The sequence below is a fragment of the Alicyclobacillus pomorum DSM 14955 genome, from assembly GCF_000472905.1.
In the GTDB taxonomy this organism is placed as follows: Bacteria; Bacillota; Bacilli; order Alicyclobacillales; family Alicyclobacillaceae; genus Alicyclobacillus_A; species Alicyclobacillus_A pomorum.
The window spans coordinates 63,973-90,020 of record NZ_AXAR01000002.1 but is presented as its reverse complement, the minus strand read 5'-3'; the positions used below and the strand labels follow the sequence as shown (position 1 = coordinate 90,020).

Here is a 26,048-nt window from a genome sequence, read left to right as displayed (position 1 = left end):
GGGTTTTGGGGTGCGCGGATGGTATTGGAGTCCTTACATACTCACTCGAATCAAAACAGACACCAACATAGGCACAGGAGCAGACAACACCAAATCAAACCTCGGCGTGTACGCGCGAGGCAACTTTGGAGTTTCTCTCACCCTTGTACCCGTGTCACGGCTATTCTCTGTGATTCAACCGTTTCTCTGTGTAGGTGATTGGAACAACAAAAGATTTCTGCGGAGGAACTGAAGATTAGCGGCCAAATGTATTGGCAATCTGTGCATCAGTAGACTCGTAGTTGGCAGCAGCTTGAGTCATCAATCGAGAGATTTCGGTCAACGCTTGGTTCAGACCTGCTGCGTCCCGTTGCCATTGCGCCCACAGTTCCAAGAAGCGAGCTTGTGAGTCAAACGCCTCTCTGCATCACCGCAAATCATGGTAGGCGCGGTATGAAAACGCGCTAGCTTTGATTCCCTCCAGAAGACACCCGCTTCACGATGGTATTCATATGCACCAGCAAAACACATATGTGCCATTTGGGGTAAGGGAACTTGAATCAGCCTCAACGATGCGAACTCATGGTCAGCCATGCGTAGACAATCTACATATGTGTTTCGGAAGCTTCTTCAGTTTTGTGACGTGCCTCTGACCACCGGAATTGGTAACTTCGCTACGCATCCCAGTGCGACGATAAATGCAACGATGGAGGTCATCGGTGGAGGCCTCGAGGCTGCGGAGGTGCAGCGTTTGGAGTGGCCACATCCGAAACAGGTGTGGGTGCCGTGGTCGGTGGGGTGGTGGCGGTCGATGGTGGATCGACATCAGCAGATAATCTCGGCATTTCGAGTTTACTGAAGGAGGTCGGTGTTCAGGATGAAATATTCATATCGATTTGAAATGAAGCAGCACCATAACGGATCACCTATTCTTCTGATGAGGCTTCCAGAGGAAATTGGCATGGTCGAGTCATTTCTTTATGCTAAAGTTCATTCCCGTAATGGAAGTCATTACATCACCTCGGCAATCAGTGACGTCCTCACTGGAGTTTCTGAGTACATGGAAGTTGCCGGAAATGTCTATGGTTTGGAAATAAGACCAAAAACCACTATGCTGGTCAATGAAATAGACCCTTTAGAGGAGCAACCGTGTGAAATTGAGACGAATGAGTTAAAGGAAATCATCGAGATTTGGTTGGACGAGAAGGATAAACTATCGTAACAGTAACAAATGTATGGAATCTGTTAAGATGAACTTGAAGGGCCATAAGGGAAATGAGCCAGACTCTTTCGGGTTGTGGCTCTATTTTTTACACCATTACTTATTAGTAGAGCCAGGTGACTGGGGGCGGATTCAGACTCAAAGAAGCGGACCCTCGGTGGATTGTACATACGGTCGGGATCAATTGGTGAACGCTTATCGGAGGCAATTTACATTGAGCAAAGTCCATGAATTTATCAACTTGTGTGATCAAATCACTGAAGAGGCGAACAAGTTACGTACTTATTACTCCAACTTGGGTAAACCACACATCGTCGACCAAATCTCTCTGCTCATTCAGGTGGTTGCTTCCAAGAGAGAGCAGGCAATCGACAACACCTTGAGGAGTCCGTCGGAGGGAACAGGTTTTGGGTTGACACGAATGGTCGGGGATTGGGGATGGCCAGACTCGCCTGAGGGTGCTCGGCTATTGGATTTGTGTTATGAATTGGAGAAAAACTGGTACACGAATTTTTAGATGGATTAACGGAAGAGAGGGGGTGACTGAAGGTTAGATGATGAATGACAGGTATGCTATTTCGCCTCGTGACGTGTTTACTCTATAATATTCTGAGTCTTCAATATTTCAATATATAAGAGCAACCGTTCTGCACAACATCGTGTTTCTGGTGCTGAGGAAGCACAACATCTTGTCTGCTAAACCAGTCTATTGAAGGACACACTTTGAATGAGTATCAACCATGCTGGAGGGATCTCCGCTTGCCTAGACGTTGGATTCATTTGGCTGCCTTGTTCGCAATCACTTTACCGCTCCTTGGAGGGTGTGCAGCTGACACAAAGAATGCCATGCGTGTCGCCGCGTCCACGGATTCGGCAAAGGGAATACATCAAGAACAATCCGTACGAGGCGTTTCACCCCTTGTCGATAAACACTGGGTCCAAGACCCACGAAATTACTACGAGACACAAAACGTTGTCATCAACAAGGCCGTTTCTGTACCGATTCTGGAATACCATGAAGCCAAGTACGTCCCTGGAGACATCGCAACGTTGAAGCCCGGGCAGTTTTTGTCGGAAATCGAATGGTTACACCGTCATAACTTTCATACCATCAACTTCGGACAGTTGTATGCAGCGATGTACCATGGCTATAAGCTACCTCCACGCCCAATTATCCTCACTTTCGATGATGGTTATGAAAGTGTCTATTTTAACGTATATCCACTTCTGAAGAAGTACCATGACCAGGCGGCGCTGTTCGTCATTGCTGGCTATACGCATGAGAAACCGAATCGTAAGAAGGAATTTCCGAATTTAACGATTCCGGAGCTCCGGGAGATGCAGGCCAGCGGACTCGTAGATGTTGAGGATCATACGATGACTCATCCGGATCTCAGAACGCTCAGCGAATCCAAAGCACAGTATGAAATTCATGGCTCTGCACAGGTGCTTGAGAAAATTGTGAATCACCCCATGCTGTTTTTTTGTTATCCAGACGGCGGCTATACGCAGGAAACCATATCACTGGTCAGAAAGGCGGGATACTTACTGGCCGTGACGCAGAACGGGGGTTACGCCAACTGGAGACAAGGGCCTTGGACGCTACATCGAATTTCAGTTCTGGATTTTACGACGTTACAAGACTTTGCTAAAAAGCTTAGCCCCTCTCTCAGCTAAATCCAGTTTTTCTCATCGTGCTTATGGGGGTATGTTTCATGAAGCGTAGCGTGGTTCCCGGTATCACGACGTTCGTCTTGTCATGCACAGGATTCTTGATGTATGGATGTGACCCGGGTGACGTAACTGTCAATCATCCGCAGTCAAAGCAAGTCATAGATCGTGGAAAAACGTCAGCGCCGAGTTCAAAGGATACGCACATACAACAAGCAGTTGAAGCAAAATACGAAGCGGGGGTTCGTGCCTTTACGGACAAACATTATTCTCAAGCCATTGAACTTGAAAATGAGGCCATTCGCATGGATAGGTCCTTCTATCCAGCGTACAACGTGAAAGGGATTGCACTCTGCTACGCGGGGAATGACAACTACAGTGTAGCAATGAGCAACATCGATAGAGCGTTAGCGTTGAATCCAAACTACGGATATGCAAGGTTTAACAAAGCCTTGTGCGAGGAACGTTACGGTGATTACAAGGATGCCATCAAAACATATCAATCGGCATTGGACTTAAAGACGCATGACTGGTGGGTGCCATGGGCCTACTACGGTATTGCTAGCATATATGGCCGATGGGGTGATGTACAAAACGCTGTTACCTATTTGAAGCGCGCGATAGCCTTGAATCCTGGTATTAAACAAGAAGCGAGAACCGAAACGGATTTTGACAACGTCCGATACAGCAGCGCATTTCAAAAAGTACTTCAATGAACATTGTCCGGCCATTGATTACAAGTCGGGTTCTTGTTTTTCGCGTCGGCGAACATTGTCCTGAATGCATGGTATAGGGCACTAGCGGGAGGCCGCAAGTCAATTCCTACGACGACTTTGTCACCAGTGTAGGCCGTTGCCAAGTACGCGATTCTCGCTCTGTTTGTAAACCTGCGACAATGTGACTGAATTTTCGACATTCAATCGTTCATCAATTGCTCGCTCATTCGACCAATTCGCCCATTCTTCGACAAACCACAGGTATCGTATCCACCGTTCACTCTCCTGTTTTGGGTCTTTGTAGAAAAGGCAACCTCACTCCATATCCCCCATTTTGAGACTCGCGTGTCATTCCCGAACTCCTATATCTTTCATATCTCATGATGCCGCGGAATGGTTGCTTTGGTAAGGATGGTGAGATACGCTGGTCAGCGTCTTAGGGGTTGACGGTCCTGAACTCGGAGGCACATATCGCCCAGCGGTAGGAAATCCATTTGATAGATTCTCTCATGACAATATTTGCAGAAATTTCGACATAGTCACACGCCGAATTCGCTCCCCACAGGAGGCGACGCTATGAACGGTGTGGAATACAATCGTCCCGCGCGCGTGTATCCGGGACAGCTCCCCTCGGGTGAAATCACCATGATAGCGCCACCGACCATCCCGCAATGGCCGAAGGGAGTTGCTGCATGGTTGCCGTTTTTGATGCCTGTCATTGGCAGCCTCGGCGCCATCGGCTTCGTTTTCATCTACCACAACATCTGGATGATGGTGTTCGGCATCGGCTTTGCCGTGTGCTCGATTCTGTCCGGGGTCCTCATGTGGTGGGGCCAGCGGCGCACGGTGAAACTGCAGTACAAAAGCAACCACGAAAAGTACACCAAGTACTTGGAGATGCAGGCGGAAAAGTTGCAGGAGATCACGGACAAACAGCGAGCATTCCAGGATGTGCTGTTTCCGGATGTAGGGCAACTGGTGGAATTTGCAAAGACGCGGCAGCGGGTTTGGGAACGCCGCCGCACGGATGCGGACTTTCTCCACGTTTCCATGGCGCGGGGGCCCGTCAAGCTGTGCTGCCCGATTCGCTTCGACGCAGCAAGCAACCCGATGCTGGATTTTGATCCGCTCCTCCTCGAACAAGCGTCCGCCCTCGTCGAGGCGTACGAGCATGTGGACGATGCCCCCATTTCCTTGTCACTCCCGTCCGTAGGATCATTGACCGTCACCGGGGATATAGAGGAGGTTCGTGCGCTCGTCCGGTCCATACTCACCCAAGTGGCTGTGCTGTACGCGCCGAACGACGTTCAACTGATGGCGTATTGCGAAGGGAACACCGTGGAGCACTGGTCTTGGATGAAGTGGTTGCCGCACTGCCATTGGGGCAACGGATTGAAGGCCACCTCAGGGGGGACGTCGCTGTGTTATCTGGCGGACAACCCGGTCGACTTCGCCGCGATGTTCGAAGAGCAGATGTTGCCGCGGTTGAAGCGGATTGGTCGCCCAGATGAAGCGCTGCAAGATGCGCCCAACACATTGGCTGAACCACCGCATCTCATCCTCGTTCTCGACAGACTAGACAACCCGAATCGGATTGGTGAGATTGACATCGCGGACATTGCCGGGTATGCACAGCAAGCGGGGATCACCATCATCCACATCGCGGATGCATCGACGCAGATGCCGTCCTGGGTACAGGCACGCGTATGCGCAACGTCTGCATTTTCTTACGAAGAGCTGAGGTTTGACGGCCGACGCGTCACGGATGGGCGGCCGGAACAGGTGGATTTGGCGACAGCGGAAACGGTGGCTCGCGCGTTGGCGCCTCTGTACATCAACGAGCGGAAGTCGGCCGCCGACTTGGCAGACACGGTGCGCCTCGCCGATGTGATGGGACTGGATGTGCTGGAAGCGGTCAGTCCGGAATCGATGTGGCGACTGGACTCCCACGAAGACCTGTTGCGCTTTCCGATTGGCGTGAAAATCGATGGCGATCCGCTGGTCTCGACCTCAAAGAAGCGGCCGATGGCGGCATGGGGCCACACGGGCTGATTGTAGGGGCGACCGGTTCGGGGAAAAGCGAACTGTTGCGGACCATGGTGACGGCGATGGCGCTGACGCATGCGCCGGACGTGCTCAACTTCGTCTTCGTGGACTTCAAAGGCGGGGCCGCCTTTGCGGATCTTGCCACGCTGCCGCACAGTGCGGGGATTGTCACAAATCTCGAGCAAGACTTGACGCTCGTCGATAGAATCCACGCTGCACTGTTTGGCGAACTGGAACGCCGCCATCGCATGCTCCGCGAAGCGGGGAATTTGGACAACATCAAACAGTATCACGCCAAGCGCCGGAACCACCGAGACATGGAGCCGATGCCGTATTTGCTCGTCATTGTGGACGAGTTCGGCGAACTCCTCGCCAATCGCCCGGAGTTTCAGGAGCTGTTCATTGCCATTGGCCGGATTGGACGAAGCATTGGCATGCACCTGCTTCCGTACGTGCCGGTAAAGCAGGTGAGCAGTACAAAAGATCTGATTCGCGAGTTCACCCCAACGGGGAAGCTGGTGCCTGTGCACCCGATGTTGAAGACCGTTGCGGGTGACGCATCCGTGGCACAGCCAAAGACGTCCAAGACCGACATGAACGTCCTGATCTCACGTCTGAGTACGCCAATGGAGTATGCGGCGCACCAAGTGTGGCTACCACCTCTCCCAACTAAAATCACATTAGGGCGTCTAGTAAAGGAGGCCGGGTGGCAGTATCACTGTGTCCCAGGGCGGTGGAACAAGCATCCAAGTCTTGGGATGCTGCAGGTGCCTGTTGGGCTGCTGGACATCCCGGCGGATCAACGGCGGGAACCGCTGCTGCTCAGGTCCATTGCAGCGGGCCTGATGTTGACGCACACGCCGCATGACGTCCAGTTGTACGCGATTGACTTTGGCGGGGGACTGCTCCGAGTGTTTGAAGGATGGCCCCACTTTGGCGCGGTCTGTGGCAAGGCGGATAAGGAGAAGATTCCACAGCTCATCCGCCACATCAAGAACATTATTGAAGATAGAGAACTGCTGTTCCGCGAGCGGGGGATTGATGGAATGGCCGCTTACCGCGCGCTTCGGGCTGCCGGTCACTTCCGCGACATCCCATATGGCGACGTCTTTCTCGTGGTCGATGACATTGCACAGCTCCAAGCTGAGCTTGACACCATCGATTACGACCTGACCGACATTGTGACGGCGGGCTTGAGCTATGGGGTACACGTGATTGTAACCGCCAACCGCTGGCCAGATATCCGCATCAAACTGCGTGACAACATCAGTGGTCGACTCGAGCTCCGGTTAAACGATCCCGTGGATTCTGAAATCGAGCGCGCCGCCCAAGCTGCGTTACCAGCGGGTGTCCCTGGCCGTGGATTGACGAGACAGGGACTGCAGTTTCAGGTGGCCTTACCGGCACTGACTGAGGTGGCGCCAGACAGCGACCTCGCCGCAAAGTCCGAATTGGTGTCGCTCGTCGAGCAGATTGCCGCGGGGTGGGACGGACCCGCCGCTCCACAGGTGAGAGTGTTGCCCGAGCTTGTGACGACCCAGGATATCGCCGTGTTGCATCGTGGGAACACATCGGGTGTTCCTCTCGGCATCGAGTCGAGCAAGTTTGAGCCCGTGTATTTCGACCTGCAATCTTCGGATCCCCACCTCATCATCATGGGCGACTCGGAATGCGGGAAGACGAATCTACTGCGACACTGGATCAAAGGGCTCACCCAGCAATCGACACCAGACGACGTTAACATCGCGGTGGTGGACTACCGGCGGATGCTGATTGACGTTGTGGATGGGCCGCATCTGTTCGGGTACGCGTGCACCGCCCCGATGGTGACCGAGATGGTGACGCGCCTCCTGGCAAAACTGAACGAGCGCATGCCGTCCAGTCAAGACCTATCGCTTGCCGCGTTGCGCAATCCGCACCGTTGGACAGGGCCGCACTATTACTTGTTCGTCGACGACTACGACTGGGTGGCGTCGCAGGGCATGGGCCCATTGTCTCCTCTGGTCGATGTCTTATTGCAAGCGCGCGATCTCGGATTTCACCTCGTGTTGACCCGCCGGCTCGGAGGAACGTCCAGTTCCATGTACGAGGCTGTGTTCAAGCGACTTCGAGAGATGGGGACGTCCATGTTTGTCATGAACAGTGATATGCAGGAAGCCAAGTTGCTCGGCTGCCCGAACGTAGGTAACCTGCCGCCCGGCCGCGGTTATCTGATGCGGCGCAACCAAAAGACGATGCTCGTGCAAACCGTGTTTGAGCGTGCGGAAACCTCGATGGACATGGTGGACCTACCGACTCGCAAGGTGCCCTCGCAAAGTTTGTGATAGTGTAAATCGCGGATTGTCAGGTTCTGCACACAAAAAACCAGAGAGGCGAGGTCGCCTCTCTGGTTTTCACTTTATCCCATCGTGCGTATCGGAACGCTACCAGCGTTTCGTATCCAGAAATTCCGTTCTGAAGCGCCTGAAGAACGACGGTGTCGTGCTGGAGGTACCTGACTTCGCCACCGCCGCCGATCCGCCTTGTCCCGCTGCGGCATTTCCACTGCTTGCCTGGCTGGGGAGACCACTGGGCGCGGTCATGGTCACGTTCTCAAATCCGTTGGTCAGTACAATGGTTTCGGTCATGTCGATGCTCGAAACGTATTTCTGCATGTCTTGCGTGTCGCTGGAGGGCGGCAGTGCAGAGACGGGGATATTCACATGCAGCGTGGCCTTTAGGTTGGTGACATACGTCCCGCCTTGCGTATTGCTCAAGGTATACGACACGGTCCCTGTGCTTCGCTTCATGATGGCATTCACCAGTGCTTGTTGTGGGGCCGGAGTTGCGCTTGGATCCGACAAGCCGTCCAACAGGGCACTTTCCATATCGGGTGACGCAGACAGATCCATGTTTCCTTGATACACGCTTCCGCTGGACGACCGCGTGACGGTGAGTTTGGATATGTGTTGCAAGTTCACGTCCACATTCGGTTCGGCGTCTTGCAAGATCTGTTGTGCGCTCGCATCGCTAGAGATGTCTACCCAACCGTTCCCGTCGTTTTGGTTTTCATAGATATGTTGGCCTTGCGCATAGAGCTGGTCCTGCATATCCTGGGACGCATCTCCACCGTCGTGCATCACCGTCTGCACGTAGGTCGCATCTTGCCCATCGACAGTGCCGGATTGCATGTGCACTGTAACGGTCATATGGTCGTCCGTTTGCGAAGGATCTGAGCCCATCATTTGCACCCCAGCACTGGTCAGGTTGAGGTGCGTTTGGAGAATAGAATATTGCTATCGGTAAATTGTGGTGCAAAACAAAACCCGCAGTCCATCTACTGGACTGCGGGTTTTGTTGGAACGCGAAGGGGCCGTTTTCAACGTCGACCGGGGGAGACCTCGGGTTGCTCCACAGGCTGTCCGGTCTGCGGAACACCCGTGATTCGGACACGTTGCGGACCGAGGCCGAGACCGGTCACGTGATTCCCAGTATTCATGGGAACAAGGTAGTGGACCGCGCCGACGCTGTGCTGGCTCAGGTCGAGGCCCTTCGACTCTTCCGCTGAGGTGACTCGCAGAGGCACAAGCCAACCAATCAGCTTCAGCGCTCCATACGTGGTGGCCATCCCCCAGACGGACAACACGACCGCACCGAGCGTTTCTACCCCCAGCAACCGCCAGCTTCCCGAGAGTAACAGTCCGCCGTGGGTGGCAAAAACGCCGACCATCATGGTTCCGAACAGCCCGCCGACCCCATGGACTGCGACCGCTCCGACCGGATCGTCCACGCGTAGGCGGTCAATCCAATTCGTGGCTAGAATCATCAGCACGCCTGCGGCAGCGCCGATGATGATGGCGCTCCACGCCGGTACGTATGCACAGCCAGCGGTGATGGCGACCAGACCGACCAGCACACCGTTGATGGTCTGCCCTACGTCCGCTTTGCCATCGTGAAAGAGGGTGTACAAGAGTGCCGCGCCACCGCCGCCGACGGAGGCGAGGAGGGTGTTCACCGCGATGGGTGCAATGACGGTCGACGAGGCGTCGAGCGTACTGCCGGCATTGAATCCGAACCACCCAAACCAAAGGATGAACGTGCCGACGGCAGCTAACGGAATGTTGCTCGGAGGAAACACGTTGGCGCTTCCGTCCGGATTGTACTTACCGAGGCGCGCTCCAACCATTTGCGCCGCCATCAAGGCGGAGAAACCGGCCATCGCGTGAATGACAGCTGAACCTGCGAAGTCCTCCATGCCAAGCTGTCCCAACCAGCCCCCGGCCCCCCACACCCAGTGGCCGGAAATCGGATAGATGATGGCCGTCATGACCAACACGTACAACAGATACGCCTTGAAGTTCATTCGCTCCGCCACGGCCCCGCTGACGATGCTCACGGCAGCCACGGTGAACGCGGCCTGGAAGAACCAGAACGCAGCGTGTGGAATGGTCGGTGCCAACTGGCTGAGGGTGCCGGTCAGCGCGAATCCGCTTGTGCCCACCAGGCCGAGGGCGTCTTTGCCAAACATGAGCCCAAAGCCCACGACGAAGTAGGCCAACACGCCGAACATCAGGTCCGCCAACACTTTCATCACAATGGACACGTGATTTTTCGAACGGATGAATCCAGCTTCCAGCAGTGCAAAGCCGCCTTCCATAAAAAAGACCATGGCGCCGGTGAGCACCACCCAAACCGTATTTAGATTGATGGAAAGTGTCATCGGACTCATGGTGAACCTCCTCGGAGTACTGTGGGACATGGGGTCGAACGTCGACGGTTCACGACCGTCTGCACGCGCTATCCGTTTGTGCTGTCCCTGTTTTTTCGCTCGCTTCAAACGTTTGTAACTCATTATTCACGTTTTATCGCAGTACAGCAAGAGGTTATGTTAGGTTTCGTGACACAAAATACGAAGAATTTTCGAAGCGGTGCTCGGACTGTTCGAATATGGGGGTGTCTTCGTCTAGGGGTGTGTAAGGAATCATTACATGAGAGGGTCACTTTTACAGTGAAACAGTGTGAGACACGATGACGTGCATGCCGATACGTGTGAGGCCCTGTTGCGGAGAAATGTAGAAAACTTTACTTAAACCACGAAAATCGCAAGCAACGCGAGAGGTTTGTGGTACAAAAAGCAACATCGAGTCCAAATTAGGCTGATGGCCCGATTGACGAGCATCTCTATCGAGACGCTACCGCGCCGCGTGGGCAAATACGTAGGGGGCAAGTGGAGGTTCTGCGTTCACCCGCGGTGACGTCGCCAGCACAGTGGCCGCGTTTGCGACGTAATTCGCGTAGTTGGTGGCGAACGTCAGTGGGTCGACGCCCGGTTGGAACAGGGACAAGCCGACGGACGGAGGGATGCGTGCGGGATTGGCGGGGCCGGGATGAGTGAAGGCGTCCATCGCCAGTGCGTACGCCACTGGGTCATAGCTGCCCATCGCGAGGTGTTCCGAGACATCCGACGGGCAGATGTCCTGTACGGCGATATTCGCAATTTGCCCTTGCCCCGTGTGAAGGGCGGAACAGCCTTCCGCGTTGAGGTTCGGGAACACGACTTCGTCGGTACGGCTGTAGATCACCGTGTACGAAATCCCCGCAAACGTTTCCGCCCCGCTGTTTAACGCCTGCAGGAAGTGAGAGTTCTCCTGCTGCTGCCAGATGGCCGGCGCGCTGGGTGTGAGGCACAGCGCGTTTGCGTCAAGTGTGCCATGGTTGGACGGGTCAATCGCGACGAGGTCATCCACCATCGCCCGCGTATCAGGCCAGAAGCGGAGCGCCCAGCGCGGCACCATCCCACCTTGGCTATAGCCGAGGATGTCCACCTTGCGCCCGGAGATTTGGTGGATGTGGCGAATGGCGTAGGCGATGTACTCCCCGGCGGTCTGAATGTCCGACATCTCGTGGTTGGGCAGTGTCACCGTGCAGAACGGAATGTTTTGCTCCTTGAACGCGCGCTCGTAGTTCCACGAGAAGTTGATGTCGGGTGTCATGGTTGTGCCCGCGACGAGCAAAATCGGGTTGGTCTTGGCGTGCACGACGTTCGCCGTGTAGGTGAGGCTAGCGGCCAAAGCGGACTGCGGTACGTCGAGCGGTGGCCCGGGCTGGTTCAGCGGGGCGTAGGGACCGGTGGAGGAGTCTGTCGACGCCGGATTACCGGAGAGTGGGGCGGCGTACACGTGGGGGGACCCCACCGGGACGCCGACCAGTACGGCTGCCGCCGCGAATGCCGCTGTCCAGGCCGTTCGTTGTATCCATGGTTTCTTCATCTTCATCTTCATCTTCCTCCTTCCCATAGCTTTTCGAATAAACACAGAAAACTCTGACGGTTGTAGGGGGAAGGTGTCTGTTGAGGGGCCTTTGGAATCTTCGCAGCTCGATGGTCTGCAGCCGAAGTGACAGTGTTTGCATTTTGTATCGAGGAAACACGCGTAACTTAAAAAACCATCAGTAAGTCCGCACTTATTTTCGTGCAGATTTACTGATGGTTTTCGAGGCTCGATTACGGGCGGCGGGCGCCCAGATAGTGTGCAGACCAGTAGGGGTTAGACAAACTATCGATTTCTACCTTTGAGCTCGTCGCGCTAATGAACTGACCATTGCCGATAAATATCCCATCGTGGGATGCACCACTGCCAAACGTGTCAAAGAAAACGATATCACCTGGCATCAGATCGGATGTAGGAACACTGGTTCCGATGTTAAACTGTTCATAACTCGTTCTTGGCAGCGTCGTTCCAAAGTGTGCATACACATACTGGACCAACCCTGAGCAATCAAAACCACTGGGTGTGGTTCCTCCCCAGACGTAGGGAACCCCAATGAACTGCTCAGCATATTGCGCCACTTCGTATCCTTTGAATCCAACCACACCAGAAACTGGACTGCTCCTGCGGCTTCCTAGCGTGAATGATCCGCCTTTAATGATGATTTTTTGACCAACGTGCAACACACTGCTGGCCCTCAGGTTATTCCACGCTTCGAGTGAAGACAGAGGAATGCCATAACGTTGACTAATGGACCAAAGGGTGTCGCCCGACTTGACTATGTACGTGGAACTAGAACTAGAGGGTGAGGTCGTCTTCGTACTGGACGTACTTGTGGACGTGGAAGAACTCTCTTTCTCGATCACAATTCTTTGACCAACATGAATCACGCTACTTGCACTGAGGTGATTCCACGTTTCTAGCGAAGACAAAGATACGCCATAACGCTGACTAATTGACCAAAGGGAATCGCCACGGTGGACGGTGTATTGTACTGTACTGGCGGCATATGCGGTTGAGAAAGAAAGACCCATCACGGCGGTTGCAGACAAACCCGTTAACAGTTTAAAACGCACAAGAACGAACTCCATTCCTGTCCTACACGGATCCAACAATAGAGTTTTGTAAATAACGCTTCAGAACCATAGGTGTGCGTGATTCACCAATTCGCTAATTTGGCTAGTTTATCGTTTCGTTGCATTCACCTATATATTGTTAAACTATGTAAAATATTGTTGGTTCCCGTGCCTCTAGCGCCAAGAGTACGGACTAATTTTTGGTGCGCTTACCATAGTGTAATCTAAAAATATTGGATATCGATTAAAAAATGATAGATGACGAAAATTGTTCAATAAATCATCCTATATATGGTATGAGTACCTTAATTTATAATAATCCGGTTGTGAGGATAACAATGGGGGACGCCGCACCAAGCGTACTATTCATCAAACGGCTCATTCCATTAGAACAAACAATAAACCATGCCGCGTACGGCCTTCCGCTCTGGATTGTGCTTGCCCTTGGGACCGACGAGCGCATCCACCCCTCTGGCATCTTGACTTGATGACTCGTAATCCGGTTTGCACCGCCAGCGCCATCAGACATTCCTTAGCGCTTCTACGCCTCCGTATAAGATTTCGTTGTGTTTCGTTAAGAATTGGACACTGGATGCTCTACTTAATGAACGTTGAAAATGGCGATAATGAGGGAGATCACGCCAAGTAAAGCTACGAAAACTCCCAACGCTCGAATCCAAAGTCTGGAGGTTGTAAAGGTCAAATAACAGCCCACGCCAACTGGTGCTGAGAGAAAAGTGAGTAACGCCCATCCACCATAGTTCTTTACCAATCGCCTCCGACCATCGTAAATGATAGCGCCAGTAGCTTATAAGGAAATTAAAAGCGTCACTATAGTGCTCGTAGTAGAAGTTAACATTGTATCTCCATCACTCTTATGGTTCTAGGCGTTTGCACCATTTGTGGCACATGCATCTAAAACTTAGATGGCGGCCGATTCCGATGTTTTCTTGAGGAACTTCTGTTCAAACTGATGCGCTGGGATGGGTTCGCTGAACACATATCCTTGAATGAAATCGCAACCTTCTTCACACAGTTGATTGAACTGCGCACTGTCTTCGATTCCTTCAGCCACCACCGATAGGTGTAAATTCTGGGCAATGGCTAAGATCGCGCGGACGATGGACACATTCTTCGGGTTCATGTCCAACGTAAACGAACGGTCGACCTTCAGCTTATCCACAGGAAAATCTTTTAGATAGCTCAATGATGAATACCCGGTTCCAAAGTCGTCGATTGCAGATTTGATCCCGAAACTCTTTAGTTGTTGCAAGGTGTCAATCGTGCGCTTAACGTCGCAAACAATGGTACTTTCGGTAATTTCAACCTCCAGCAAAGACGGGTCAATGCCTGTCTCCTGAGTGACTTCGATAAGTTTCTGTACGAAGTCGTTTTGTAAGAATTCTCGTCCCGAGACATTGATGGCGACGGGGACTGGTTTATATCCAAGGTTTTTCCATGTTTTGATTTGACCGCAGACAGCTCTCATCACCCATTCACCGATGGGTGAAATCAAGCCGGTATCTTCAGCGACTGGAATGAAGTCTTGTGGAGAGACCATCCCATAACCTGGGCGATTCCAACGAACGAGAGCCTCTACACTGGCAACCGCCTTTGTCTTCACATCAATAATGGGCTGATAGAATACATCCAGCTCGCCATTTTGTATTGCTACACGCAATGCAGATTCAATTTCTAACCGCTTGGTGTACGCTTCATTCAGTTCGTTTGTGTAGAACTGGTACTTGTTTTTGCCTTGTTCCTTCGCTGCATACATCGCAATATCTGCGCTTCGAAGAAGTGACTTCCCGGTGTTTCCATGGTCAGGTGCGAGAGCCACTCCAATGCTTGCGGTCAAATAGAATTTATCTTTACCAACAATTAAAGGTTGATTGAATGCGGCCTTTATCGTTTCCGCAATTTCCTCCACATGACGTCTGGAAGGTATGTTTGGAATCATGATGGTAAACTCGTCTCCGCCAATCCTACAAATCACGCCCTTGGGAAAGACACAACTGCGTAATCGCTCGGTGACCATGATCAAAACCTCGTCCCCGACGGAGTGGCCGAGTGTATCGTTGATTTGTTTGAAGCGGTCGAAGTCTAGCAGCATGACGGCAATCACTTCATTGTCCTTGCGGGCTAGGAGTGCTTCCTCAAGTCGTTCTCTAAAGATGGTCCGGTTGGGTAGCTTAGTAAGCGGGTCGTGGAAGGCCATAAATCGAATGATTTCCTCCGCCCGTTTGCGTTCAGTAATGTCTTGTAACACAACTTGTGCAGCCGGTCTGTCTTCATACTTAATCGGGAAAGCAATTACTTCAACGTCAATTGCCTTGCCATCAAGACGCAAGAATTTTTCTTCCATCGGTTCTAACATCGTGGTGGGGGCGGCCTTCATACGCTCACGCACAACCGCAGCATTGTCTGGGTGAATAAACTTGTCCGCAGGTTGCCCAATGATATCAGAGATGTCGTTTCCGCCAACTAACTTAACCCCAGCAGGATTAGTGTACCGGATGAAGCCATCTTGGTGGACGATAATGGCAATTGGTGAGGCTTCGACTAATGTCCGGTACTTCTCCTCGTTTTCTCGAGCACGAGCTTCGCTGGCCTCCAATTGTTGGACAGCGGTATGGGCTTCTGTGGTGTCGATAAACGTCACCAACCGAGCCTGTTCTCCATCATATGGAATTGTGGTTGCTGTAATGATACATGGGACGAATCCTCCATTAAGGCGGGTTAAATACCCATAATGTTGTAATTTATTTCCTGATGGAACACATTTAATGGGCTTATCTCGCCACGTTGTGACTAAATCATATGCAGACACCGTTCTTAGCTCATCGAGACTCCCTGCACCGAGTGTTTCTAGTGCAGCGGCATTCGCATACACGATTTTTCCGTCCACGTGAACTAGTTGACCAATAGGAGATGCATCAAATAGAACGCGGTAGAATGCTTCGCCTTCTTCAAGGGTATTCCACATCTTTTTCTCCTCAGTGACATCTCGTCTAATGAAAAAGCCGACTTTCACGTCCGGTTTCACATGTTTCCCTCTCTTTTGAGATTCCCTGAACTTTCCACGTCAACTGTATATTATCACGTTCTGTTTGGTCCTTCGGCCATCTGCTCATCCTGTTTTTTGGGGTACATCGAGAGCAGTCACATATTTCAGTACCGAGGCCTTACTAAACTCGACGTGCGGAATGGTACTCCATAAGTACGGAGGCTAGGAAAACCAGTCCCCAACTCTACCGAAAAAATAGTGGTAAATGTCCTACGTCCCTGTGGCTGAATCAATAGGGACGTAGAATGATCCATTCATGATAGGTACACGGGTTAGCCTGTCCCGCCACGTCAAAGTGTGTCGCGACCTGGGGAGGAAGATGAGGAAATGCGACGGCTTCTAAAACAACCGTCACTATCCAGGCTAGCTATCCCCACTAAGGCATCGCACTTCCTTTACTCCGTTCCACCATTGCTGTCACCGCCAAATTTTTAAAGACGTTGCACCGTTTATTCAGAATAGTTTAAATTGTTACCGAAAAACCGTTCAAGAGATGGTCCAGTACGACGGTAACAGTTCCTGGTTACACAAAATTTTCCACATAAGCGAACCTTCCGTTTGGTGTAATTGCAATTCCCGCAGGTGTTGGAATCGAACCAATCGTATTCAGCACCATGTTTGTCGTCGTGTCAATCACTGAAACACTGTTAGAACTTAAATCTGTTACATAAGCACGGGAACCATCGGGAGTAAATGCAATATCAAATGGTCCGCTGGCTGGTGCTAAAGAAATGGTTGATGTTACGGTGTCTGTTGTAGTATCGATGACTGCTACAGCATTACCCCCGTTTACTAACGCGGGACCAAAGTTAGCTACATAGGCAGTCAGACCATTCGGGTTTACAGCGATACCTAAAGGACCCATTAAACGAGCATCAGTGATGGTGTCTATCACCATATCTGTCGTTGTGTTAATGACGGAAATACTAACAATTTGATTTCCTTGGTTTCGGTTCAGAAAGGGTGAGAATCGTGGAGAAATTCGTCTTGTACTTCAAAGAAGTCGACAAAGCATCATTACCGTACGTCGGAGGGAAGGGAGCAAACCTTGGGGAATTGACGAAGGCAGGTTTCCCTGTACCACAAGGCTTTTGCGTAACCACCTCAGCGTACCAGGCCCTCGTTCAGGCCAGCAATGAGATGAATAACTTCTTTGACCAGCTTGACCGTATCCATGCTGAAAACTTGGACGAAATTCGTCTGATAGGCCAACGAATTCGAAAACATTTAGAGGATGTACCCATTCCTAGTGATGTTGAAGCGGCGATAGTAGAGGCATGGGAGTGCACTGGCAAACAGAAACCTTACGCCGTTCGTTCCAGTGCAACGGCGGAAGATTTGCCGACTGCTTCATTTGCAGGTCAACAAGACACGTACCTAAATATACGTGGGAAAGAGCAACTCTTGAATGCTGTGCGGCGTTGCTGGGCGTCTCTGTTTACAGATAGAGCCATTTCGTATCGAGCGAAAAACGGTTTCGATCACCGCTCCGTGTATCTCTCCGTCGTCGTACAGGAGATGGTATTCCCAGAGGTATCGGGCATCATGTTCACAGCGGATCCGATTACCGGGCACCGCAAGGTGACTTCTATTGACGCGAGTTTCGGACTCGGAGAGGCCCTCGTTTCGGGTATTGTTTCGGCTGATTTGTACCAGGTTCGAGATGGCCAAATCATACAGAAGAAGATTGCCAAGAAGAAACTCGCCATTTACTCGAATCCTGAAGGGGGTACAGTGACACAAGATCTACCGCTTCAAAAACAGGAGGAGCAAGCTCTGCAGGACAGCCAGATTGTTCATCTCGCACAATTGGGGCAACGAATTGAGGAACATTTTGGCGCGGAACAAGACATTGAATGGTGCCTCGCGGAGGGAGCTTTCTACATTCTTCAAAGCCGTCCCATCACATCACTGTACCCCGTACCAAAGGTTTCGGACAACCGACTGCACGTCTTCATCTCAGTTGGTCATCAGCAGATGATGACGGATGCCATGAGTCCTTTGGGGATGTCGGTGCTTCGTACGATGTTCCCGTTTGGGAAATCGCATTCTGTCCGGTCAGAGAGCAAATATGTCTTAGAGGCGGGCAATCGATTATTCTTCGATCCGACTGATTTACTACACGTGAAACAGGCCCAGCGGATATTGCCTAAGCTGCTTAGCAATATCGACGAGCGAATTGGAAGTGCGATTGAGGACGTGATAGGCCGCCCCGAATTTCAGCGTCCCGCAAATAAACAGCTTACTGCGAGCGTCCGCCGATTCATCCTTGCCGCTGTGAGAAAGGTGATGCCGCATCTGTTGATGGGCAACCTGTCCGGAGCCAAACAAGCCGTGAACGCATTCATGAAACGTAAGGTACAGGCGTCAGAACGCTTTGTCTTCGAGGTTTCAGGGGCTCAGCGTATTCAGCGGATCCAGGAAGTCCTCGGCACCGTTGCAGTGGAAATCGTAAAAAATGTCTCACCGTATCTGGGCCCGGGAGTTGTATCCATGAAGTTGACGGAGGCATTGGTAAAGAAATGGCTTGGTGAGGATGAGCAAGTACATCTATTGAACAAATCTCTTCCGGGAAACGTCACCAGCGAACTCGGGCTGATGATTGGCGATCTCGCTGACGTAGCAAGACAGTACCCTGAGGTTGTCGACTACTTACAGCATGCCAAAAATGAGACGTTTTTCGAGGGCCTTGGCCAGGTCCAAGGAGGGAAAGTATTCAAAGAAGCTTTCGAGAAATTTTTGGACAGATATGGGATGCGGTGTCCGGGGGAAATCGATATCAGCAACCCGAGGTGGCGTGAGACTCCTACCGCACTTGCACCGTCCATCATCAGCCACATCCGTACCCTTGCCCCGGGCGAGCATCGGGAAAAATTCGCTGAAGGGGAACGAGAAGCAAAAGACGCTGCAAACCGCATCATTTCACGGGTAAAGAGGACACGTGGAGGTATACTCAAGGCGAGAATCATATCGCGTCTCATTCATGTTTATCGCAATACGGTGGGACTGAGAGAACATCCCAAGTACATCCTTGTACAGCATTTTGATATATTCAAGCGTGCGATTTTGGAGGAAGCAAATCGGCTCGTGAAAGACAGCGTTCTGCGACACCTGTCAGATGTGTTCTATCTGTCATTGGACGAACTCATCGCTTTGGAGACTGGTGAGTTCAAAGGAGATGTTCACCAACTCATTGAAGAACGAAAACATCAGTATGAACAAAATAAGAAACTCACACCGCCTCGTGTCATGACCAGTGAAGGTGAAGTGATTACGGGCAGACGGCGTGACGTAAAGGTGCCGGAAGGGGCCTTGATGGGTACACCGGTGTCAGCTGGGATGGTAGAAGGATATGCAAGGGTCGTGTTGCGGCCGGAAGATGCCAAATTGCATCCAGGAGAAATCATGATTGCACCGTTTACGGATCCTGGGTGGACACCACTGTTTCACTCGGCGAAGGGATTGGTGATGGAAGTCGGTGGGATGATGACGCATGGAGCCGTCGTTGCACGTGAATATGGCATACCAGCAGTGGTAGGCATCGATGGTGCCACTGAGATCATCAAAAACGGACAATACATTCGGATTGACGGAACCCAAGGGTACGTGCAGATTCTACGGGAATCGAATAACCCGAACCAAGTTTGAACCTTGAACACACCGGAAATGGAAGCGATGCACGTATTATAAGGTTCGATAGAAGGAAGCACAGGAAGAGGCGTGGTGCCGTCGCCATAGCAGTGATGACGAATATAGGTAGTGGAGGGGACCTTATTCGCCATTTGCTTTGAGATCACGCCTAATCCGTGCTTTTCCCGATCCAGTTTACGTGGCGCGTTCAAGCGATGCGTGTGTGGTTGTTACCATAACGAAGGTTTCCGGACGATAAGACCTGGCGTTTCTAAGGCGTCAGGTCCTTCGCTACTGCTGGTGGCTATGCGATTTAATAATGCGAACAACCTGTTCAAACGTGTACTTATGATTCACCACATCGACCACAAAATCTTCAGCCTGCTTTTGATCCATCACAAATGCATACCCATTGTATGCAAAGGAACTGAAGCAAAGATGCCGGGTAGGATCAGCTTCGATACAACAACATTTGGGTGATGACCTCACACTATGTTCAAATACTTTTAGTTTAGATGTAAATTTGGAAATGAGTGATAAATCTTTGCTGATTTTAAAATTGTCTGATGGAGGTCAATGGATGAATCTTGTGATTCGACCCGTTCAGCTGAGTGACGTTCCTGCCATTCATCGAATTCAATCTCAGAATCATGTGATGCCGTATATTCTCTCTCTTCCCAGAGACCGCATTGAACAGTTAGAAGAAAGATATCGAAAACTGGGGCCAAACCATCACGAATTCGTTGCTGAGTTGGATGGCGTCGTGGTTGGACACGCTGGACTTGTACAGATGTCTGGACGAAAGTCCCACGTTGGAATGTTTTATATCGCCGGGATGCCGAACACCATGGCAAAGGGATTGGAACCGCACTTGTGACGAAAATACTGGATTTAGCCGATAACTGGCTCATGCTTGAACGCGTAGAACTCGGTGTGCTTACGACGAATCCTCGTGCTCAAGCATTGTACGAGCGGTTTGGCTTTGTCGTCGAAGGAAGAAAGGCCGGAAGCATCAAATCAGTAGGACAGTATGTCGATGAAGTGATGATGGCTAGGTTCCGTCCCAATGGGCTGCTTTCACATTAGAACGATAGACCATTTACCATAGAACTACGTTGTCGGATTAGAAACTTTTACGAACGTATTTTTCAAAATATTGTATAACTGACTTTTCCAATTCAAATAAAGCTGTAGGGGGATAGCATACATATGAACCTATACATCATTGATGCCTTCACCAGTGAACCGTTTAAAGGAAATCCGGCTGCCGTGTGCCTGTTGAAGGAGCGTAAAGATGATCAGTGGATGCAGAATGTCGCTAAGGAGATGAACTTATCGGAGACAGCATTTCTGTATCCGTTAGAGGATGGGTACGAGTTGCGGTGGTTTACTCCGGTTGCAGAGGTGGAGCTGTGCGGACATGCAACCCTCGCCAGTGCCCATTACCTGTGGGAGACAGGGATAGAACCGGAAGAAAAAGAACTCCGATTCTTTACGAAAAGCGGATGGTTAACTGCGAAGCTGGATGGAGGATGGATTGAACTAAACTTCCCACTTGAACAAGTGGAGGCTTGTGAAGTGCCCGAGCAGTTAGAAGATGCTCTTGGAGTGAAGCTGGTGTATGCTGGATCGAATCGCATGGATTTGCTGGTAGAAGTGGAATCAGAGCGTCAACTTCGAGAACTTCAGCCGAACTTTTCAAAACTTTCGACCATAAATGCGAGAGGCATTCTGGTAACGAGTCGAGCGGAGGAAACACCGTTTGATTTTGTTTCGCGTTGCTTTTTTCCGGCGGTCGGGGTGAATGAGGATCCGGTTACGGGTTCAGCCCACTGCGCGCTAGCACCGTACTGGCAGTCGAAGTTAGGTACAAACCATTTCCTAGCTAAGCAATTATCGGCACGAGAAGGTATTTTGAGAGTGCAGATTCAAGATGACCGCGTATTATTGGCTGGGCAAGCGGTGACGGTTGTCAAAGGTGAGCTACTCTAGATTTAGACGCTCGGTGTGTTTCCCTCGGGCGAGAATGGCTCCATATTGTCCTGAACCAGTTGTTTGTCGTTATTTCGCAAATCGCTGACCATACAAGCCGTGATTGGACAGGGGGAGAACTTATCGTGGATCGTATCGTATACGATTGGGTTCGTCAGACACGCGGCGTGCTCTTTGATTTCTGCAATGAACTGGATCCCAAGGATTTCACTTGCGAATTGAGTGGATTCGGTTGGGGGAGTGTACGAAAGACGTTCGTTCATATCGCGGACTGCTACAATGCTTGGTTAGGTGCTTTTGTGTTGGGTAAATCGGACAGCCCATTCACGCCCGAGGAAGAACTAGCACGCCTCGACATACCGGGTATTCGTAGAAAGTTTGAGGCCGTGGACGCTTTGGTAGATGACCTCTACGAGCAGTGGGGTGATGGTATGCTGCAACCGCTCCATCGAACAATTCCGTGGCGAGAGAAGGAAACGCTCACAGCCTCCCCTCTTCAATTGCTCATGCACACCATCACACACGAATTTCACCACAAGGGTCAAATCGTCTCAATGACTCGTCACATGGGATACCTGCCCCCAGATACCGATCTTCTAATAACGTGCGAGTAGTGAGATGAAGAATGAACATTGAAGAGTTGCATGCTCCCTCATGTTGCCTACGTGCAGTCAGGGCGTCTAAAGGCCGTCATGGACGATGGCTCTGAGGAGGAGTTTGGTCCTGGAGACATCATGATGCTGCCGCCTGGCCACGATGCATGGGCGGTTGGTCACGAGGCATGCGTCTTCATCGAGTTCTCGGCCGGCACGAACTACTACGCGGACTAACCACTACGCCCAGATTCATAGCGCAGGCGCTACACGACTGATTACAGGCGGCTGTCCACATCACCCATCTTACGATGGTGTTGGGGACAGCCTCATGATTGGAACGAGCGGCCTGCGCCATCTCCTCATGATTGCGAATGTCTCCCCGTACACGAAAAACAGCTGACTGCCCCCGTGAATTTCTGTTTCAAACCTCTTGTTGAAGACGTCTCTAAAAAGAGAGCTGAAACATGCTTCACCAACGCTTAGAATGGAAGAACATACAGTTTGACCCACGCAATGCCAGGCTCAGTCGCGAAACCTATTCATATACGCCAGGCAGCGACATATCTGTAATGGGGTTGAGCGATTTGGTAAGGGACGGTGCCAAAATTGGCCACATTTAACACATTCACTTCGCCGGAGGAGTTTCAAGCGTACGGTGCGCAACTCTTCACGATGGATGACGTCGGGAAGTTTGTTCTTTTCGATGGGGTCAAACCGGAGGTTGAAGCCTTCTACGCAGACAAATGGCCTGGCCTTATCGATTATTGCAGGAGCTACACGAGCGAATGGAGTACGCGCAGTGAAGTGGGAGATATGTTGTACAAAGTGTTGCGCAGGCCAGTGGATAGAGACATGAAGGCAGAAACCATTTTAGCCAGCTTGCGGCTCTGGGGGATGCAGGTCGTCGCGGACTTTGTGGCTGCTGTATGCCTGTTGGAGGCGGATGCGGACGTGTACGGCAATCATCAGTTCATTCTCCAGAAGATTCGCAAACACACCCGTTCTTACTCGACCTATTTATCCCGAAGGGAACAGGAACTTCATTTTGGTAACCAGGATCACCCGAGACCAGGTGAAGGATTCTACCTGGCTCTGCCGTTGTTACGAGAAGCGAGCGGATTCTTTCGTTGGTCCACGAGCACGATGAACGCGGCACTGGCCTGTCGAAAACCAGCGATTCTCACGGCGCTGGAGCAGTGGTCCACAGATGACATCCGCGTGGATGCAGGCAACGCGACCCTGGATGTGATTTTCAACCTTGCCGTGATTGCGGGGTACATGGCCTACAGGTTGGATTTCAAGCGCTATTACGCATCCCAGCGATGACACTTGTGGTTGTTCACGTACCTGCCTGCTAAAACCCCAACATCTCCCGTACGTACCTGACATGGGATTGCCCGACCGTCAAGTGTGGGTTTGAAGGGTGTTTCAAGCTGACCACCAAGTTTGAGCGTGCATCGCGATAAATCGATTGGATAAACGAAATGTTCACGATGTAGGAGCGGTGAATTCGGAGAAACCGCCCCTTCGGCAGTCGAGCCTCGAGCGATTGCAGCGTATGGTTTGTGGTCAAAGCGAGATCTTCGGTGTACAGCCAGGTCTTCTTCTCGTAACTTTCGAAGTACGCAATATCCTCCACCGGGGTGGGGAGCCACATGTTGTCCAGCTGCCCCATGACGAAATGAAGAGGCTGTTGTTGGATTCTTCGGTTGGGTGGCAAAATGACGGTGAGTGCAGAGAGATCGCCAGACGTGGACTGAAACGGATACCCCATGCCGTAATAGGGAATCCCAAACACGGACGAGTCCACATCGGATGCCACGCGTGTCCGCTCTCGAAAGACCCTATCCGCCACACTTCCGGGGCGAACGGGTTCACCCGGACGAATGCGTAAATCGTACTCTCCCGGTGCGTAATAAACGTACTGATGATGATCTGCCACCGCGATGGAAGCCGTTTCAGGAATCCAATCCTTTAAGACCCGTTCCAGCTGCTCCAGGATGGGTAATGCCGCCACGTCGATGCACTCCTTCTTGGATCACTTTCCATGGTGCACGTAGATGGTGACAAACAGGAACCGGGGTGTTCCCCCGGTTGGCTTAGTTTTATTATAGACTGTCCTTCAATCGGAACTCGATGGAATATTTATCCGAAGAGTGCTCCAAGAGACGAGCAATGCCTTCCAGTTTTGCGGACAACGTCTTTCCGTCAAAAACGCCTTGGATGGTCACACTTAAGTTCTTCCGCGCATCTGTCTGTTCCACATCAATGGATACAGTACCGGATGATGTTGTAGGAGTCCCGGAATCTGGATTTGCAGACGTCTGAGAAGTGGGCGATCCCGCCGTACGGATCTTTTGCCGGTAGCTGGGTAAGTCGGACAGCTTGGTGGCCGTTGGTTTCGGCAGGTCCCAGGGGACGGTGGTTCTCGTTCGGGTTGGCACGCCAAGCTCGTGTAAAATCTTGTAGAATCCGTTGGGATCCAGTCCCCACTTGTTTTGGATATCTTTGGTCTTAAATCGGTTTCTCCAGTCCAGCAATAGATCTTTTTGTTCGTTCTTTGGGAGTTTTCGAAAATCTTCTAACGGTAGAATCTCCGTTGTAGACATGTCCATTCACAACCTTTCATTGAGTGGCACCGCACGCAAGCGTTTTACCTTTATTCTACTAAACAGTGTGATAATTTTCTAATGGTAAGCGGTTGGAAAGTGTGATGAAGAACTGAATATTTCGCTCGTGGATAATGGGAATATTTCACCACAGATGAACATTAGAGTGGTATTATTCTTTGTAACAATCCATCCGTTGCGTGGAAGCAGTGGGCGTAAGAACGAAATCAATGACGTTCGCGTACGCTCACATTGTCCAAAAGGACATAGGACAGTGCGTAAGGGAAGGCGCTGTATTGGGTGGAGTCGGGAAGAGACGAGGGAGAAGACGCAGATGAAGAAAACCGCAAATGGAGCCAGTTCCATCGCGATGTTGAAGAGCATCTACAATTCGTTGTCGAAGGCAGAACAAAAAGTGGCAGACGTGGTCCTCGGGGATGTGCAGACCACGGTGTATTCTTCCGTCACGGACCTGGCCGAGAAAGCGGCAGTGGGGGAGACGACCGTCATCCGATTTTGTCGAAAGTTGGGCTTTCGTGGGTTTCAGGAGTTTAAGCTGTCACTCGCGCAGGAATTGGTGAGCCCGAGCGAGCACGTGCATGGACAGCTGGAAGAATCGGACACGCTCGAGACGATGAAGAAGAAAATCACCTCGTACAACGTGAAGGCGCTGGAGGATACGCAGAGTCTCTTGCAGGAGTCTGAACTCATGAAGGCGACCGACGCGCTGATCCGCGGTAAGCGCCTGTTCTTCTTCGGCGTCGGTTCTTCCGGGATTACCGCGTACGATGCGAAATATCGATTTATGCGGCTCGGGTTTAATGCCGACGCAGCGTCCGATGCTCATGTCATTGCGATGAACTGTGCGTTGGTCAATGAAAACGACGTCGTCGTAGGGATCTCTACATCGGGGAGTACGAAGGATCTGGTTGACGCGATTCGCATTGCAAAGGAGAACGGAGCGTTCATTATCTGTCTCACCAACCACGCGAGATCTCCGATTACGTCCTACGCGGACGCCACATTGCTCGGCGCGTCGAAAGAGTCTCCCATGCAAGGCGGTGCGTTCGCGTCGAAATTGGCCCAGATTCATATCCTCGACATCCTCTCCACCGTGGTGGCGCTGCGGATGAAAGAATCGGCGTTTTCAGCCCTTGAGCGAACCGCGAAAAGTGTGGTGGATAAAATCTACTAAGGCA

At 51.4% G+C, this 26,048-nt stretch carries 21 protein-coding genes and 2 pseudogenes; 13 read left to right on the top strand and 10 right to left on the bottom strand.

Annotated features, from left to right (window positions below; translation table 11 throughout):
- Positions 1–235: 235 nt before the first annotated feature.
- Positions 236–379, bottom strand: a pseudogene (locus YWK_RS22800) (WXG100 family type VII secretion target); the annotation flags it as partial.
- 477 nt (positions 380–856) lie between these two features.
- On the opposite strand from YWK_RS22800, the gene YWK_RS0102600 reads away from it, so the two are divergent.
- The 5 genes from YWK_RS0102600 (at position 857) to eccCb (ending at position 7,958) form a co-directional block, all read left to right on the top strand.
- Complete coding sequence (locus tag YWK_RS0102600) at positions 857–1,201, top strand: hypothetical protein (RefSeq protein WP_026963567.1); 345 nt, start codon at positions 857–859, stop codon at positions 1,199–1,201.
- A 759-nt stretch (positions 1,202–1,960) separates the two neighbouring features.
- Entirely contained in the window at positions 1,961–2,878 is a 918-nt protein-coding gene (locus YWK_RS0102590) for a polysaccharide deacetylase family protein (protein ID WP_026963565.1), read from the top strand.
- Positions 2,879–2,916: 38 nt separating this feature from the next.
- A complete protein-coding gene (locus YWK_RS17975) occupies positions 2,917–3,588 on the top strand; it encodes a tetratricopeptide repeat protein (protein WP_051374977.1) in 672 nt (223 codons plus the stop codon).
- 576 nt (positions 3,589–4,164) lie between these two features.
- A complete protein-coding gene (locus YWK_RS0102580) occupies positions 4,165–5,640 on the top strand; it encodes a hypothetical protein (protein ID WP_026963564.1) in 1,476 nt (491 codons plus the stop codon).
- A complete protein-coding gene (gene eccCb, locus YWK_RS17970) occupies positions 5,622–7,958 on the top strand; it encodes a type VII secretion protein EccCb (RefSeq protein WP_026963563.1) in 2,337 nt (778 codons plus the stop codon). Before YWK_RS0102580 ends, eccCb begins: the two co-directional genes overlap by 19 nt.
- Positions 7,959–8,057: 99 nt before the next feature.
- Here the strand turns inward: eccCb and YWK_RS0102570 are convergent, their stop codons facing one another.
- From YWK_RS0102570 to YWK_RS21320, 7 genes are all read right to left on the bottom strand, one after another.
- Positions 8,058–8,855 (bottom strand): hypothetical protein, encoded by a 798-nt coding sequence (locus YWK_RS0102570; protein WP_026963562.1) that lies wholly within the window; start codon positions 8,853–8,855, stop codon positions 8,058–8,060.
- Positions 8,856–8,992: 137 nt separating this feature from the next.
- Entirely contained in the window at positions 8,993–10,342 is a 1,350-nt protein-coding gene (locus YWK_RS17965; protein ID WP_084453427.1) for an ammonium transporter, read from the bottom strand.
- A 463-nt stretch (positions 10,343–10,805) separates the two neighbouring features.
- Positions 10,806–11,888 (bottom strand): esterase/lipase family protein, encoded by a 1,083-nt coding sequence (locus YWK_RS0102560; protein ID WP_211231368.1) that lies wholly within the window; start codon positions 11,886–11,888, stop codon positions 10,806–10,808.
- A gap of 227 nt (positions 11,889–12,115) precedes the next feature.
- On the bottom strand, positions 12,116–12,955 hold the full coding sequence (locus tag YWK_RS0102555; RefSeq protein WP_245578485.1) for a C40 family peptidase: 840 nt from the start codon (positions 12,953–12,955) through the stop codon (positions 12,116–12,118).
- A gap of 922 nt (positions 12,956–13,877) precedes the next feature.
- Complete coding sequence (locus tag YWK_RS17960) at positions 13,878–16,001, bottom strand: sensor domain-containing protein (RefSeq protein WP_051374972.1); 2,124 nt, start codon at positions 15,999–16,001, stop codon at positions 13,878–13,880.
- Positions 16,002–16,251: 250 nt separating this feature from the next.
- Positions 16,252–16,377, bottom strand: coding sequence for a DUF1648 domain-containing protein (locus tag YWK_RS22795; RefSeq protein WP_169727125.1), 126 nt, complete (start codon positions 16,375–16,377; stop codon positions 16,252–16,254).
- A 168-nt stretch (positions 16,378–16,545) separates the two neighbouring features.
- Complete coding sequence (locus YWK_RS21320; protein WP_169727124.1) at positions 16,546–16,917, bottom strand: YncE family protein; 372 nt, start codon at positions 16,915–16,917, stop codon at positions 16,546–16,548.
- A 77-nt stretch (positions 16,918–16,994) separates the two neighbouring features.
- On the opposite strand from YWK_RS21320, the gene rph reads away from it, so the two are divergent.
- The 7 genes and pseudogenes from rph to YWK_RS0102510 all read left to right on the top strand — a co-directional run bounded on the left by rph (position 16,995) and on the right by YWK_RS0102510 (position 23,566).
- The gene (rph, locus tag YWK_RS0102540; RefSeq protein WP_026963559.1) at positions 16,995–19,670 is read left to right on the top strand and encodes a rifamycin-inactivating phosphotransferase; all 2,676 of its coding nucleotides are present in this window, start codon (positions 16,995–16,997) and stop codon (positions 19,668–19,670) included.
- 562 nt (positions 19,671–20,232) lie between these two features.
- Positions 20,233–20,529, top strand: coding sequence for a GNAT family N-acetyltransferase (locus tag YWK_RS22745; RefSeq protein WP_342664229.1), 297 nt, complete (start codon positions 20,233–20,235; stop codon positions 20,527–20,529).
- Positions 20,481–20,738, top strand: a pseudogene (locus YWK_RS22740) (GNAT family N-acetyltransferase); the annotation flags it as partial. The gene YWK_RS22745 and the pseudogene YWK_RS22740, both read left to right, overlap by 49 nt.
- A 123-nt stretch (positions 20,739–20,861) precedes the next feature.
- Entirely contained in the window at positions 20,862–21,644 is a 783-nt protein-coding gene (locus YWK_RS0102525; RefSeq protein ID WP_026963558.1) for a PhzF family phenazine biosynthesis protein, read from the top strand.
- Between the two features lie 125 nt (positions 21,645–21,769).
- Entirely contained in the window at positions 21,770–22,258 is a 489-nt protein-coding gene (locus YWK_RS0102520; RefSeq protein WP_026963557.1) for a DinB family protein, read from the top strand.
- A gap of 18 nt (positions 22,259–22,276) precedes the next feature.
- Positions 22,277–22,474, top strand: a complete 198-nt coding sequence (locus YWK_RS17950; RefSeq protein ID WP_051374970.1) for a cupin domain-containing protein — start codon at positions 22,277–22,279, stop codon at positions 22,472–22,474.
- Positions 22,475–22,846: 372 nt separating this feature from the next.
- Positions 22,847–23,566, top strand: coding sequence for a hypothetical protein (locus YWK_RS0102510; RefSeq protein WP_026963556.1), 720 nt, complete (start codon positions 22,847–22,849; stop codon positions 23,564–23,566).
- Between the two features lie 28 nt (positions 23,567–23,594).
- On the opposite strand, the gene YWK_RS0102505 is transcribed toward YWK_RS0102510, so the two are convergent.
- Positions 23,595–24,257, bottom strand: coding sequence for a LytTR family DNA-binding domain-containing protein (locus tag YWK_RS0102505; RefSeq protein ID WP_035465841.1), 663 nt, complete (start codon positions 24,255–24,257; stop codon positions 23,595–23,597).
- Positions 24,258–24,348: 91 nt separating this feature from the next.
- Positions 24,349–24,849, bottom strand: coding sequence for a hypothetical protein (locus YWK_RS0102500; RefSeq protein WP_035465839.1), 501 nt, complete (start codon positions 24,847–24,849; stop codon positions 24,349–24,351).
- 334 nt (positions 24,850–25,183) lie between these two features.
- On the opposite strand from YWK_RS0102500, the gene YWK_RS0102495 reads away from it, so the two are divergent.
- The gene (locus YWK_RS0102495) at positions 25,184–26,044 is read left to right on the top strand and encodes a MurR/RpiR family transcriptional regulator (protein ID WP_026963553.1); all 861 of its coding nucleotides are present in this window, start codon (positions 25,184–25,186) and stop codon (positions 26,042–26,044) included.
- Positions 26,045–26,048: the final 4 nt, after the last annotated feature.